Source organism: Micromonospora sp. WMMC264 (genome assembly GCF_027497275.1).
Lineage (GTDB): Bacteria > Actinomycetota > Actinomycetes > Mycobacteriales > Micromonosporaceae > Micromonospora > Micromonospora chalcea.
Genome location: NZ_CP114907.1, coordinates 3,022,901 through 3,037,780, shown reverse-complemented (window position 1 = coordinate 3,037,780; position 14,880 = coordinate 3,022,901). Strand labels below are relative to the sequence as shown.

Annotated in this window: 5 protein-coding genes; 2 read left to right on the top strand and 3 right to left on the bottom strand. The window is 72.8% G+C overall.

All coding sequences use genetic code 11. From position 1 onward, the window contains the following. The first annotated feature begins 1 nt into the window (after position 1). A complete protein-coding gene (locus O7542_RS13040) occupies positions 2–2,326 on the top strand; it encodes a hypothetical protein (protein ID WP_281606304.1) in 2,325 nt (774 codons plus the stop codon). A 32-nt stretch (positions 2,327–2,358) separates the two neighbouring features. Here O7542_RS13040 and O7542_RS13035 read toward each other — a convergent pair whose 3' ends face one another. The 3 genes from O7542_RS13035 to O7542_RS13025 all read right to left on the bottom strand — a co-directional run bounded on the left by O7542_RS13035 (position 2,359) and on the right by O7542_RS13025 (position 8,076). Next, on the bottom strand, positions 2,359–4,380 hold the full coding sequence (locus O7542_RS13035) for a BTAD domain-containing putative transcriptional regulator (RefSeq protein WP_281606303.1): 2,022 nt from the start codon (positions 4,378–4,380) through the stop codon (positions 2,359–2,361). After that, on the bottom strand, positions 4,377–6,566 hold the full coding sequence (locus O7542_RS13030; RefSeq protein WP_281606302.1) for a BTAD domain-containing putative transcriptional regulator: 2,190 nt from the start codon (positions 6,564–6,566) through the stop codon (positions 4,377–4,379). Before O7542_RS13030 ends, O7542_RS13035 begins: the two co-directional genes overlap by 4 nt. A 277-nt stretch (positions 6,567–6,843) precedes the next feature. Beyond that, entirely contained in the window at positions 6,844–8,076 is a 1,233-nt protein-coding gene (locus tag O7542_RS13025; protein ID WP_281606301.1) for a cellulose binding domain-containing protein, read from the bottom strand. Positions 8,077–8,709: 633 nt separating this feature from the next. On the opposite strand from O7542_RS13025, the gene O7542_RS13020 reads away from it, so the two are divergent. Then, positions 8,710–14,856: an RHS repeat-associated core domain-containing protein gene (locus O7542_RS13020; RefSeq protein ID WP_281606300.1), complete on the top strand. Its 6,147-nt coding sequence runs from the start codon at positions 8,710–8,712 to the stop codon at positions 14,854–14,856. The last annotated feature ends 24 nt before the right edge of the window (positions 14,857–14,880 follow it).

The following is a 14,880-nucleotide window of genomic DNA, read 5'->3' as shown; positions in this document are numbered from 1 at the left end:
GGTGATCACCCGCCACACCGTCGGGAACGCCCTGGTGCTGCACCCCCGGGAACGGATCAGCCCGGAGGCCCGTACGGTCGCGCTGTCGGTGGACCCGGATCCGGACAACGACATCGTGATCCTCGACTTGCAGCACGAGTTGCCCTTCGACGTCTGGGACACGGTCGCGACCGAGCTGCGCCGGCAGCGCCTGCGCCGGGGCATCCGGCTGGTGGTCTGCGGCGCGCGCCCGGAGACCGGGGCGCTCGCCGGGCAGTGGCTCTCCGACCGGCTGGGCCGGCCGGTGATCGCGCCGTTCGGGCGGATGATCCCGGGCGCGGCGGGGCTGCTCTTCGTGCACGGCACGGACCTCGGCGGCTGGGTCTGCTACCGGCGCGGCCGGGCGCCGGCCTGGCAGTCGAAGCGCTATCCGGCGCCGGCCTGGGACGGCGCCGCCACCGACCACCTCACCATCAGCTCCACCTGCGCCGTGGAGCCGCTGCCGGGTGGCGTCTGGCTGCGCGACAGCCGCGACGAGGCGACGATCGCCACCCACGGCGGCCGCCTGACCTCGGCCATGGCGTGCCTGCCGGACGCGATGCCGGTCCTGGTGGGCTGCCCCGGCACCGCCCCGCTGCGGCTCGACGACGTCGCCCGGTTCTGGCGTGGACTCGCGCCGCAGGGCCGCGAGCACGCCCGCTTCATCCACTACGGGCCGGTAGCGCTGCCCGACGGCGAGCAGTTCGGCCAGGCGCTCGCCGAGGTGCTGGGCTGTGCGGTGCGGGTCTTCACCGGCGTGCCCACCGGCCGCCCGGACGACCCGGCCATGTTCACCGTCACCGCCGACGGTGGTCCCGGCTGGCAGGTCTTCGCGCGGGAACTGGCGTACGGTCCCCGGACGGCGCTCGGGGCGGCGGCGACGCCGCGCATCCTCAGCCACCGCGCGCCAGCGGAACTCGGCGAGCCGGTCGGTCCCGGCGTCTACCAGTACGCCCACGACGCGGTGGTCGAGGTGATCCCGTCCGGGCTCTGGCTGCGTGCTCCGCTGCCGTCCCGCGACGCCGACCGGATCCGTGCCGTCCCGCTGGACCCGGCGCAGGCCCGGCTGGTCGTGGACGACCCGGCGCCGGCGGTGGCCGACCGCCACCGGGAACTGGCCGCCGACCTGGCTGCACGGCTCGACCCGGCCACCCGCGGGCGTACGGCGGTGCGTCCGTCCTCGTCGGTGGCGCCGGCCCGGGAACCGGCCCCGCCGCACGGGGCGCGCCGGCACGCGGCGGTTCAGGCCCTCGTGCCCCCGGTTCCCGCCCCACCGCCGGTCGACCTCACCGTGGCCGGCCCGGTCGCCGCGCCGGTGGCCCCCGAGGTGGCCGTGTCCGCAGTGACTGACGCACATGCGGCCCGACCCGCAGTGTCCCGAGGAGACGCGCCCCGTCCCGCCGTGGCCGGAGCGGCCGCGGCCTTCTCCGCCTTGGCCGGGGCGGAGGCGGCCTTCCTCGGCGTGGCCGGGGCGGGTGGCGGGGGCGTGACCTGGGCGAGCGCTCCGACGATGGCGCTGCCGGTGCACCGCCCGACGGTGGCGCCCGCCCGCTTCCAGCGCACCCCCGTCGACGAGGCGCGGGGCGTACGCCCCGGTCCCGACCTCGACGAGGAGCGGGCCTGGTTCCGCCGCGCGTTCCGGCGCCAGATCGCCGCGCTCGCCGCCGACGTCGCCCGCGTGCTCGCGGCGCACCCGGCCCTGCCCGACGGCGCGGACGCGCTGGAGTACGCCACAGCGGTCCGCCTCTACCTGACCGCCGCGGGGGACGGCGTCGACCAGGCGCTGCGGTCCGCCGAGCCGGGTGGTCACGTGCCGTTCGCCAGGTGCGTGGCCGCCGGTACGCGCCCGCTGCCGGTGCACAGTGGCGTCACGTACGCCGCCGCCGACCTGACCCGGGCGGACCTGCGCCGGATCGCGCAGCGCCGGGTGCTGACCGACTGGGGGTTCACCAACGCGCTCGCCGAACCGCCCGCCGACCTGCCGGGAGACGTCGAGGTGCTGATCTGGTCGGCCACCGGCCGGCGCACGGGCGCGCTGGAGACCGGCGACGGCGTGCCGTCCCGCGTCCTCTTCCTGCCCGGCACGGCCTTCGCGGTGCTCCAGGTGCGGGAGCCGGCCGCCGGGGCTCCCGGGCGGCTGCTGCTGCGTGAGCTGTCCGCCGGTGACGCGGCGGCCGACGGGCGGGCGCGGTACGACGCCATGGCCCTGGCCGCCCTGGACCGGCACGTCGCGGGCGGCGCCGGCCCCGGCACGCCGGTCCCGCCGGCTGCGGCGCGCCGCTTCGTCGGCGTCCCCGGGCTGCGCTGAGCGCTAGCGGCCCAGGCCGTCCAGGAACGGCGCTAGCCGCCCAGGCCGTCCAGGAACGCGGCGAGCGTCTCCCGCTGCTCCGGCGCGCACCGGCCGCTGGCCAGGGCCCGGCGGAACAACTCGCGGGCCGGCCCCGGCGCCTGCCGGAACAGCTCCTCGCTGTGCGCGACGAGCCAGCCCACCTGCCAGTCGTCGACCTCGGGCGGCCCGGCGAGCAGGTGTCCGGCGACCCGGGCGGCGGCGCTGCCGTTGTCCGCGAGCGCCTGTGCCGCGTACCGGTGCAGGGTCGGCCGCAGCGCGGCGGGGATGCTCCCGGCGAGCGCCCGCCGCAGCACCGGCTGCCGGAACGCCAGCTCGCGGCCCGCGCCCACGAGAACTGTCGCGGCGACCGCCTCCTCCAGGTCGGCCATCAGGTCGAACGGCGTCCGCCCGGTGACCGCGGCGAGGTCGGCGACGGCGAACTCGTCGCCGAGCAGGGCCGCGTACCGCAGCGCCTCCCGGGCGCCGGGGGAGAGGTGGTCGAGGCTGGCCCGGACGGTGTCCACGAGCGAGCGCGGCATGCCGTCGGCCCGCGCGTCGACCTCGGCGAGCCCGTCGACCACCCGTACGCCGTCCTCCGCCACCAGACCGCTCACCAGCTCCCGCGCGTACAGCGGGTTGCCGCCGGTCAGCGGCGCGAGCGACCGCAGCGTGGCGCCGGGCGGGACACCCACCGCGGTGCCGAAGATCTGCTCGATGTCCGCCCGGGGCAGGGGAGCGAGCCGGATCAGGTGCCCGTCACGTGTCGCCACGCCCCGCCGCAGCCGGGCCAGGTCGCGGCGGCCGGGCTCGGGCCGGGTCGTCGCGACGAGCAGCAACGGCAGCCACCGGGTCAGCGCGGCCAGCCGTTCCCAGGCCAGCAGGCTCGCCTCGTCGGCCCACTGGAGGCGCTCGACGGCCAGCACCAGCGGACCGGCGGCGGTCAGCCGACGGACGTGTGCGAGCACCCGGTCGAGCGCCGCGCCCGGCTCGTCGTGCGGTACCGCCTCCTCGCCCAGCGCCGCCCGCATCACGTGCAGCGGGATACGGCTGCTCAGTTCCTCGGCGACGCCACGCGCGACCCGCAGGCCGAGGGTCCGCGCCTCGTGCAGCGCCGCGTCCAGCAGCGCGGACTTGCCGATGCCGGGCTCACCCTCGATCCACACGATCGCGCTGCGTCCCTCGCGCGCCTGACCGAGCAGGCCGCGCAGCAGCTCCAGCTCGCCGTCGCGTCCGACGAGGCGGCGGCGACGCGGCGCGACCGGACGGGCGACGACGGCGACCGCGGCGGTCGGTCCCGACTCGGTGAGAATCCGGCTCTGCAGCTCGCGCATCGCCGTACCGGGCTCGACGCCGAGCTCGTCGGCCAGCACCCGGCGCGCCGCGTGGTAGACGTCGAGCGCCTCGGTGCCGCGACCGGCCCGGTGCAACGCGCGCATCAGCAGCTCGTGGAACGGCTCGTGCAGCGGGTGGTCGCGGACCAGGGCGGTCAGGTCGGCGATCGGGCTCTCGTCACACCCACCGTCGAGGATCAGCCGGGCCCGCCGCTCCGCCGCGGCGATCCGCAGCTCCGCCAGGCGGTGCCGGTCGAGCTCCGCGAACAGCGCGGCCACGTTCGCGTACGCGTCGCCGTGCCACAGCGCGAGCGCCTCGTCGAGCAGCGCCACCGCCTCGCCGGGCCGGCCCGCGGCGGCGGGCGCCTCGGCCGCCTCGCACAGCGACACGAACCGGTCGGCGTCGAGCGCGCCCGGTTCGAGCCGCAGCGTGTAACCGGCCCGGCCGGACAGCAGCCGCCCGCCGGCCGTCCCCAGGCTGCGCCGCAGGCCGGAGACGTACGTGTAGACGTTGCCGGCAGCGGCGCGGGGCACGGAGCCGCCCCACAGCGCCCGGATCAGCTCGCCCCGGGTGACCGGCCGGTTGGCGTTGGCGGCGAGCATCGCGAACAGGGCCCGCCGCCGGGCCGGTCCCAGGTCGATCTCGGCTTCGCCGCGCCAGGCGCGTACCGGCCCCAGGACGTTGACGCGCAGGTCTGTCACGAGCGGCCGACGACGGCCTGCCCGGCGCTGCGGGGCGGGTCGTCGGAGCCGGCGATCCGGCTCATCTCGGCGCGCGTCGCGGCGTCCCCGGTGTGCGCCGACACCCAGATCGCCTCGGCCCGGGCGGGAAGGCCGCAGCGGTGCAGCACCCGGGCCAGTTGCGCGGTGAGCAACTCGCGGGACGACGCGGAGAGGCCCGGTGAGGCGACGGCGTGCCGCAGCACCGCGATGGCCGGCGCGGGGGCGGCGGCGCTGAGCTGCGCGGCGTGGGCGGTCAGCCATCCCTGCACCCAGGCGTCCACCGGCACCGGCCCGGCCAGCAGCTGGCCGGCGACCCGGCCGAGGTCGCCGCCGGCCTCGGCGATCCGCTGCGCGAACTGCCTGTGCATCAGCACCCGCAGCGCGGTCGGGATCGCGCCGCGCAGCACCCGGCGGATCACCGGGTGCCGGAACCGCAGGCGGCGGCCGTCCTCGACGAGCACCCCGGCGGCGAGCGCCTCCTCCACCGCCGGGACGAGCTGCGGCGCCGACTTGCCGGTGACCGCGGCGAGGTCGGTGACCAGATAGTTGTTGCCCAGGAACGCGATCGCCCGCAGCAGCTGCCGGGTGTCGTCGGCAAGCGGTTGCAGGTGCCGGTTGACGGCTTCGGTCAGCTCGGGCCCGGGCGTGTCGGCGGTCCGGCCGTCGCGGTCGGCGAGCACGAGCTGGCGGAGATAGAACGGATTGCCGGCGGCGGCCGCGACGAGCGCGCGTACGGTGTCCGCGCCCGGGCCGGGCGGGCGGGTCCAGGAACGCGCCAGCCGGGTCGCCGTGTCGTCGTCCAGCGGGCCGAGTTCGACGAGCGCGGTGCCGTTGCGGGGCAGCACCCTGCGCAGGAGCCGCACCTCGTAGCCGGCGGGCACCGGGCGGCAGGCGGAGACGAGCAGCAACGGCAGCCGCCCGGTGAGGTTGTGCAGCGCGTGCCAGACCAGCAGGGACAGGTCGTCGGCCCACTGGAGATCGTCCAGGACGAGCAGCAGCGGCCGTTCGGCGCAGCGCGCCACCACGAACCGCTGGACCGTGTCGACGACCGTCATGGTCGGTGGCGCCCCGCCGGAGCAGTCGTGCAGCGAGGCGGGCAGGCCGGCGTCGTCGCCCAGCGACAGGCACTCCAGCATGATGCTCAGCGGCATCCGGTACGCCAGCTCGTCGCCGACGCCCCAGCCGACCTGGACGCCGAGCGGCGCCGCGTCGCGCAGCCCCTCGGCGAGCAGTGCCGACTTGCCGATGCCCGCCTCGCCGCTGATCCAGACGCTGCCCCCGCGCCCGGCCGCGAGCGCGGTGACCGCCTGCCGCAGCCGGGCCAGCGCAGCCGTACGCCCCTGGAAGCCGGGGAGTGAGGGCGGCGCCGGGATGTGTCCGCGCGTTGCGGTGGGATCGGTGCCGAGCATCTGTTCGTGGATCTGGCGGACGGCGGCGCCGGGCTCGGTGCCCGACTCCGCCACCAGACGGTCCCGGAGAGTGGCGTAGAGCGCGCGTGCGTCGGCGGTGCGGCCCTGCGCGGCGAGCGCCCGCATGGTCACCGCGTACAGGCTCTCCCGGCCGGGGTGGCGTTCGACGAGCGAGAGCAGGCGGTCGACGACCTCGGCGGCGCGCCCGAGGCCCAGCATCAGCTCCGCCCGCCGCTCCACCGAGGTCAGGTACAGCTCGCCGAGCCGGGCACGCTGGCTGGCCGCCCGGGGCCCGGGGACGCCGACCAGCGCCTCGTCACCGCGCCACTCGGCGAGCGCGGCGTCGAGCGCGGCCAGCTCGCCGGCCACGTCACCGGCGGCGCGGGGCGTGCGGGCGCGTTCGCGCAGGCGCTCGAAGCGGTGGACGTCGACGGCGTCCGCCGCGACGTGCAGGCGGTAACCGCCACCCTCGGACGTGAGCACGCCGCCGGAGGACCAGCGGTCGCGATCGGGTTCGAGCACCCGGCGCAGCGCGGAGACGTACGTGTAGAGGTTGCCCTGCGCGCTGGCCGGCGGTCGGTCGCCCCAGACGGCGGCGATCAGCTCGTCCTTGGACAGTCCCCGCTGCGGGGTGAGGGCGAGCGCGGCGAAGACGGCCCGGCGCTGGGCCGACCGCAGCGTCAGTTCCTGCCCGGCGTACGTGACCCGGAGGGGGCCCAGCAAGCGGATGTCGAAGCCACTGCACTGTGCCGTCATGCCGTCCTCGTGGTGACCCTGTCCCGGTGACAACCATCCGGGCGGAACCCTAGCTCACCCATCCACTATGTCAACTTCGTCGACATGGCCGGAACCCTTACGGCACATGGCATTTCGGTGCGCCGCGCGATCGCGGAAGGCCCCTGCCGATCGCGCTAGCAGGGGCCTTCCGGCGGCGGGCGCGCACTGGCCGCGACGGCGGCCCGGCACCTGCCCGGTGCCCGGCGAGACGTTACTCACCTCCCGCCGGGCCGGTCGCCGCCGTGTCAGTCGCGTCTCAGCTTCCGGCGCACGTGACGGTGGCGCCGCTGCCGTTGCCGGCGCCCTGGAATCCGAAGGTGGTGGTCTGGCCCGCGCCGACCTGCCCGTTGTAGCTCTGGTTCGCCACGGTGACGGTGCCGCTGGTGCCGCTGGGCACACCGTTCCACAACGAGCTGATCGACGCGCCGCCCGGCAGGGCGAGCGTCACCCGCCAGCCGGTCAGCGCGGTGGTGCCGGCGGTGACGGTGACGGTGGCGACGAACCCGCCGTTCCACTGGTCCTGCACCACGTAGGCGGCCGAACAGGACGGGCCTCCGCCGGGCGGCGGCGTAGTGGGCGGGGGAGTCGTGGGCGGCGGCGTGGTGGGGGGTGGCGTGGTCGGGGGTGGCGTGGTGGTGGGCGGCGGGTCGAGCGTCAGGTTCTTCTGCTGGACCGTCCACTGGGTGCGGCACAGGCCGCAGTCCGGGCCGACGAAGTTGGCCCCGGCGCCCACGTCGCCCTTCAGGCGCCACTTCAGGTAGAGCACCGCCACCCGGCCGAACTCGCCGCCGTTGGGCTGGTCGTAGGTGCCGCCGTGACCGACGTTCAGGTTGCCCATGAACGCGGGCAGCCCGGACGGCAGCTTGCCCCAGTCGTCCATGGCGTTGGGGTAGGCGATGTCGCTGGGCCCGCCGATGAAGTACGCGATGGGCTTGGTCAGCCGGCGCAACTGGTAGTCGTCGGCGTCGTTGAGCAGCCCGCTGCTGAAGATGCCGGTCGTGGTGACGCGCGGGTCGTTGGAGACGGCGTACGCCTCCAGGCCGCCGCAGGAGAAGCCGGCCACGGCGATCTTCGTGGTGTCCAGCCGGTTGAAGTACTTGCTGCCCGACCGGGAGTTCTCCGCCACCGCCCAGTCGATGGACTGGGTGAGCATCTGGGCGTTGGTGGAGCCGGAGCCGTTCGGCGCGCCGTTGGCGATGGCGAGGAAGCCGTGGGAGGCGATCTCGCGGAGGAAGTTGCCCTGGGACAGGCCGTTGGCCGAGCACGCGCCGTTGCCCCAGACCAGGATGGGAAGGCGTTCGGACGGGAGGGTCTGGGGCCGGAAGATGGTGTGGTTGGCCAGGGTGGACGAGGTTTCGTAGTCGGCGGGGTAGGGGCCGGAGCCGCCGATCGCGGCGCCCGCGGGCGCCGCGCCGAACGTCATGGTCACAGAGGCGGCCGAAACGACGGCGGCCGCCAGTCCCGCGTAGATTCTCGATCTCCTTCTCATGGATCCTCCAGCGACTGACGCGTAGGCGCCCTTGGTGGTGTCGGTGTGCGGTTACTATCACCAGCGTAACGAAAAGTGTCAATGTAACGTCCGCTGTGTGGACGCGACTTCGCGCTGGTCGACCGGGGTGGCGGCCTGAGTGACGCATGCCGCCGTCCGCTCCGAGAGGCGGAGATCCTCTCGACTCGCTTCGCCTTTCCGGGTACGTCGGCACATATCGAGGAACGCCTAATACGCCGAGGCGTCCACCCGGCTCAATTGCCGAATTATCGGTCTTCCGGATCGCGTTCGCCCGCCCGGTGGTCGTGCCGGCGTTGCCCGCCCCTCCGCGCCGCAACAGACGAATCCGGACCGGCCGCTTCAACTCGTCGCAATCGCCTGAAGCGCTCAAATCCCTACGCAGGGCGCCTTGCCTTCGTGCGCCCGGTGGTATAACGAAAAGTTTTCATTGACGTCAATTTCCTGCGCGCCGTACTGTTCGCCTTTCCATAGGCCGTCTAACACGGGGGAGGGCCAGTAGTGGCTCCTGCGCGCGTGCCGAAATCCGGTGCAGTCAAGGACTGCGCCAACCCGAGAAGTGCCCGATGGGGCCGCCTGACGGCCTTCGCCATGGTGGCCGTACTGACCGTCACCATGAGCGACGTCCCCGCCGGACGGGCCGAGGCGGCTCCGTCGCCGAAGGCGCCAGCCGAGGTGCTGGAACGACCGGACGAGATGGCCGCCCTGGTCACCGCACGGATGACGGGCCAGCAGGTCCGCGTCACCGGCATGACCACGGAGACCGCCGAGTACGTCGCCCATCCCGACGGCCATGTCGAGGCCAAGGTTCACGCCGGCCCGGTGCGGATCCGGCAGAACGACACGTGGGTTCCGGTCGACCTCACACTCCAGACGGCGGCGGACGGCTCCGTGCGGCCCCGGGCGCACCCCGCGGATCTGCGGATCTCCGGCGCCCGCAAGGACGGTGGTGAGCTGGCCGCGGTCGGCGTCGGCGACGGCCGGTTGACCATGGGCTGGCCGGGTGCGCTGCCGGCGCCGATGCTGACCGGCAACCGCGCCACCTATCCGGAGGTGGCCGCCGGTGTCGATCTGGTGGTCGAGGCGACCCGGACCGGCTTCGCCCAGTTCCTCACGGTGAAGAACCGGGAGGCCGTGGACCGGCTGCCCGCGCTGACGTTTCCGCTGACCGGCAAGGGATTCTCCTCGTTCACCCAGGACACCTCGGGCGGACTGGTCCTCAAGGACGCCAGAGGCCGGGCGGTCGCTGCCGTACCGGCGCCGGAGATGTGGGACGCCCGGCGGACTCCCGGCACGGACGAACCGGTCCGGCGGGCGGTCGTGGCGGCCAAGTCGGAGCGGCCCGCCAGCCGCCTGGCCCGTGCGACCGGCGGTCTGGTCATGCGGCTGAACCCGGACCTGGCGTGGCTGAAGGATCCGGCCACCCAGTACCCGGTGACGATCGACCCGCAGATCAACCCGCTCTACACGACGTTCGACACGTATGTGAAGGAGGGCGACAACGTCGACCGGGGCGGAGCGAACGATCTTCAGCTCGGTCTTCTGTCCGGCTCGCCCAACGTCAAGGCCCGGTCGTTCGTCCACTGGGGTGTGTCCGCCCTGAAGGGCAAGCAGATCACCTCGGCCACTGTGAACTTCTGGAACTTCTGGTCGCACACCTGCACCGCCACCTCGTGGGAGATCTGGACCACGGGTGCCGCCTCCTCGGCGACCCGGTGGGGATCCCAGCCGACCTGGGTGCAGCAGGAGGCCACCTCCAACCAGACCAAGGGTGGCACGGCATGTGCCGACGGCTGGGTGAGCATCAGCGGCACGTCCTTCTTCCAGCGGGCGGCCAACGCCAACCAGTCCACCGCCTACATGGGCGTCCGCGGTACCGACGAGACCAGCCTGAACAGCTTCAAGCAGTTCCGCTCCCGCAACGCGACCGACAGCAGCCAGGTGCCGTACGCGGTGGTGAACTACAACTCGTACCCGACCGTCGGCACCCGTTCCACGGTGCCGGCCACCGCCTGCGTGACCGGCGCCTCCCGGCCGAAGGTCAACACCGCGACTCCGCAGCTTCGGTCGGTCGTCGCCGACGCCGAGGGGTCGACGGTCAAGGCCGAGTTCGAGTGGTGGACGCTGGCCGGCACCACCAAGCTCGGCAGCGCGATCACCGGTACCGCCGCCTCCGGCTCGACGTTCGCCACCACCGTGCCGTCCGCCGCCCTGACCCACAACACCTCGTACAAGTGGCGGGTTCGTGGCAATGACGGGACGGTCAACGGCGCCTGGTCGGCATTCTGCGAGTTCACCGTCGACACCTCGGTCGGCAGCCCGCCGATCGTCAGCTCGACCACGTACCCGGAGAACCAGTGGGGCGGTGACGCGAACGTCGCCGGCAGCTTCACCTTCGACGCCAATGGCGTCGCCGACGCGGCGGCCTACGAGTACAGCCTCGACCTGCAGACCCTGAACAAGGTCGTCAACACCGCGACGCCGGGCGCCAGCGCGACGGTCAGCATCACCCCGTTGACACCGGGCTGGCACAACGTGTGGGCGCGTACCCGCGACTCGGCCAACAACGTGACCGAGGTGCGCAGCTACCCGTTCAAGGTGGGCAACGGCGCGGTCACCTCGCCGAAGGTCGGCGACGTCACAGGGGCCAGGGTGGCGCTCGGCTCGACTGCCGCGCCGTCGTTCGGGGACGCCACGTACCAGTGGCGGCGTGCCGGCTCGGACGCCTGGGTCGCCGTCCCCGCCGCCCACGTGACCTACGCCGCCGGCGGTGGCGCCGTCACCTGGCCCGTCGCCCTCTCCGCAGGGGTGGCCCCCAAACTGAACTGGGACGTCGCCGCCACCCTCGCCTCGGTCGACCCGGCGAGCATCCCGCGGGACGGGCCGGTACAGGTGCGCGCCTACTTCAATCTGAGCAGCAACGGGGCTCCGGCCGACAACGTGAAGTTCCGGTTCGACCGGAACCTCGCCTCCGCCGACACCGCTCAGGTCGGTCCGGGTTCGGTCAACCTGGTCACCGGCAACTACCAGATCAGCCAGCAGGACGCCTCGGTGAACGACCTTTCGGTCACCCGCACCTACAACAGCCGCCAGCCGGGCGGGGTGGATCCGATGTTCGGCCCCGGCTGGGTCTCCAGCACGGCGGTCTCGACCTCGGAGGCGCCGTACACCCGGCTGACGGTGTACGGCAGCATCGTCCAGGTCGGGATGCCCGACGGTTCGACGATCGGCTTCGCCAAGGCGACGAGCGCCGGCACCACGTTCGAGCCACAGATCGGCGCCGAGTCCTACAAGCTGACCTACAGCACGACGGGTAACGTCTACACGCTGACCGACGGCAACGGGAACGTGGTGACCTTCGGGCGGAGCTCGACCGACCCGGCCGGCGTGTTCACCCCGACCGCCTCCCGGTCGCCCGGGTCGGGGACCACCACCACGTACTCGTGGCAGAAGGTCACCGTCGGCGGGCAGGACGTCATGCGGCCGACCCGGGTGCTCGCCCCCGTGGCCGACGGCGTCACCTGTACCACCCTGGTGCGTGGCTGCCGGGCGCTGAACTTCACCTATGCCACCGGTACGACCGCCACGGGAACGGCCGACGGCGCCTGGGGCGACTACACCGGGCGGGTGACGCAGATCAGCCTCACCGCGTGGGATCCGGACCTCGCCACCCCTGCGATGCGCACGGTGACCCTCGCGCGTTACTCCTACGACAGCGCCGGGCGTCTTCGTGCCGCGTGGGACCCCCGCGTGGACTGGACCGACGGCAGTGGCGCCCACTCACTGCGCACCACGTACGCCTACGACTCGAACGGAGTCATCACCTCGCTGGCGCCGCCGGCGCTGGAACCCTGGCAGTTCACCTACACGACCCTGCCGGACGACCCGGGAGCGGGCCGGCTGTCGAAGGTCACTCGTTCGGCCCTGACGGCGGGAACGGCGGTCGAGACGGTCGTCTACCGAGTGCCGGTCTCCGGCAGCGGAGCGCCGTACGACCTGTCGCCCACCCAGACCAACCGGTGGGGTCAGACCGAGCAGCCCACGGATGCCACAGCGGTGTTCCCACCCACCCAACTGCCGACGGGTAACCCGGTGACCGGCACGCTACCCGCCTCCTACGAGCGCGCCTCGGTGACGTACCTCGACGCCAACGCCCGCATGGTGAACGTCGCGCAGCCGGGTGGACACCTGACCACCACCTGGTACGACGACTACGGCAACACGGTACGTCAACTCAGTGCCGGCAACCGCCGTCGCGCCCTCGACGCCTCGGCGTCCGACACCGCCACGGTGGAGGCGGCGACAGCCGCCTCGCTCTCATCCGTCAGCGTCTACTCCGAGGACGGACAGCAGCTCGTCGAGACGTTCGGACCTGAGCACGACGTGCTGCTGTCGTCGAACGTCGTCGTCCGGGGCCGGGCACACAGCCGGCACACGTACGACGAGGGCGCGCCCGCCACCGACATCCCCTTCAACCTGACCACCACCACGAGCTCCTCCGTCAGCTACGTCAACGCCGGCCAGACCGTCGACGCCGACGTGCGCACCACCACCACGCAGTACGACTGGGATCTGCGGAAGGCGATCGGATCGACCGTCGACCCGGACGGTCTGGATCTGACGACGTGGACCCGATACGACTCCGCGGGAAGGGTGACGTCGAGCACCATGCCGTCAGGCGGAAGCGTCGACACCACCGCGGCCACCAAGACCAGCACGTACTACACCTCGGCGGCCAACTCGACGTACCCGGAATGCGGAAACCGTGCCGAATGGGCGGGGTTGCTGTGCCGGACGGAGCACGCCGGCACGTCGCCGGCCTCGGCTCCGCTGCGGGTGACGGTCCGCACCTACGACCTGTACCAGCAGGTCCGTACCCTGGTCGAGAAGACCAAGGCGGGTGCCCAGCTCCGCACCACGACGGTGACGTACGACGCCGCGGGGCGGGTGCGGGGCACGACGGTCACGACCGCGGCGGGTCTCGGTACGACGGTGGACACGTCCCGGCTGGAGTACCACCAGCAGAGCGGCCTGCTGGCGCGTACCCAGTCGATGTCGGGGTCCACAGTCCTCGCGGAGGTGGTCCGCGGCTATGACAACCTCGGCCGGGAGACCTCCTACCAGGACAGCGACGGCAACGTGTCCACCAGGACGTACGACGTGATGTCGCGGGTGGCCGTCGCCGACGACGGCAAGGCCACTCAGACGTTCGAGTACGGCACAGCCGGCGAGGCTCGCGGTCTGGCGACGAAGCTGATCGACAGCCAGGCGGGGACGTTCACCGGTCAGTACGACCCGGACGGCGAGCTGATCAGCGAGACGTGGCCGAACGGCATCGTCGCGGAGACGGCCGGCGACGAGGCCGGTAACACCGTGGAGGTCTCCTACCGCCGCCCCGGCTGCGGGCAGGCCGACTGCACCGTCTACCGGGAGACGGCGGCGTTCAGCCCGCACAAGCAGCAGCGGAGAAGCACGTCGACGTTCTCCCAGCAGCATTACGACTACGACCAGGCAAGCCGGTTGTCGACCGTCCGCGACACCGTCTCGGGCGCCTGTTCCACCCGGGTCTACCAGTTCGACAACGCCAGTAACCGGACCCAGCGGGACAACTACGCCGCCGGTGGCGGTGGCGTGTGCCAGAGCAGCACGGCAGCGTCGACCCGGACCTGGGAGTACGACGACGCGGACCGGCTGATCTCCTCGGGCACGTCGTACGACCTGCTGGGTCGTACGACAGCGGTGGCGGCCGCCGACACCACCACCGGCACCGCCGCGACGGTCGGCTACTACACGAACGACATGGTGCGGCAGATCGTCGCGGGAACCACGCAGGCGGAGTACACCCTCGACGTCATGCTGACGAGGTTCCGCAGGGTCCAGACCACGTCAGGCGCGGTCGTGACGGTGCAGACGCATCACTACGCCGACGACAGCGACGCTCCGAGCTGGACTTCCGAGGGCACGTCGTACACGCGCAACCTCTCCGGTCTCGGTGATGCCGTCGGCATCTATCTCGGCGCCTCGGGCACCGTCGACTGGAAGCTGCGCAACCTGCACGGCGACTTCGTCGCCACCATCCAGGGCGCCGCGACAGGCATCTCCGCGGTGCACGAGACCGACGAGTTCGGGATGGCGCGCACCGGCAGCGTGTCGGCGGGCCGCTACGGCTGGCTGGGGGCCGCCTTCCGGGACGGGGGGAACCCGGCCGGCCTCGTGCTCATGGGCGTGCGGCTGTTCAACCCGGCGACCGGGCGCTTCCTGACGGCCGACCGGGTCTACGCGGGGTCGGCGAACGCGTACGAGTACGCGAATCAGGATCCGGTCAACGAGTCGGACACCTCCGGCCTGGCCGTGTGCCGTTGCTACATCCCCGGCTGGGCCTGGACGGGATACCGTGCGTCGTACATCCGGTGGTCGAGGGTCCTGTACACGTCTCCCTGGTACGAGAGCCAGCTGAACTGGCTCGGTCGTGCGCTCATGGACGTCATCGGCGACGAGGCGTGGCTGGACTTCCACCGGATGCAGATGCAGTACCGGACCCGCGACGTGGAGCGGGTGAACTGCGTCGTGGTCAAGAGGTACGGCTGGGGCGATTTCAAGGTGTATTCCGTGCGCTTCACCTACACCGACTATCAGTATCGGGCACGGATCAAGTACCGGTACAAGTACACGAAGTGGATCACGCCGTGGTTCTACGGCTGGTGGCTGACCTACCGGTCGAATCACTATCGTAATTACCACACTGGATACTATTGGACGTGATGATGGCCAGGAGGACGACCACGA

Coding starts and splice junctions, on each gene's coding strand:
- O7542_RS13025 (WP_281606301.1), bottom strand. CDS start 8,076: ATGAGAAGGAGATCGAGAATCTACGCGGGACTGGCGGCCGCCGTCGTT.
- O7542_RS13020 (WP_281606300.1), top strand. CDS start 8,710: ATGAGCGACGTCCCCGCCGGACGGGCCGAGGCGGCTCCGTCGCCGAAG.
- O7542_RS13030 (WP_281606302.1), bottom strand. CDS start 6,566: ATGACGGCACAGTGCAGTGGCTTCGACATCCGCTTGCTGGGCCCCCTC.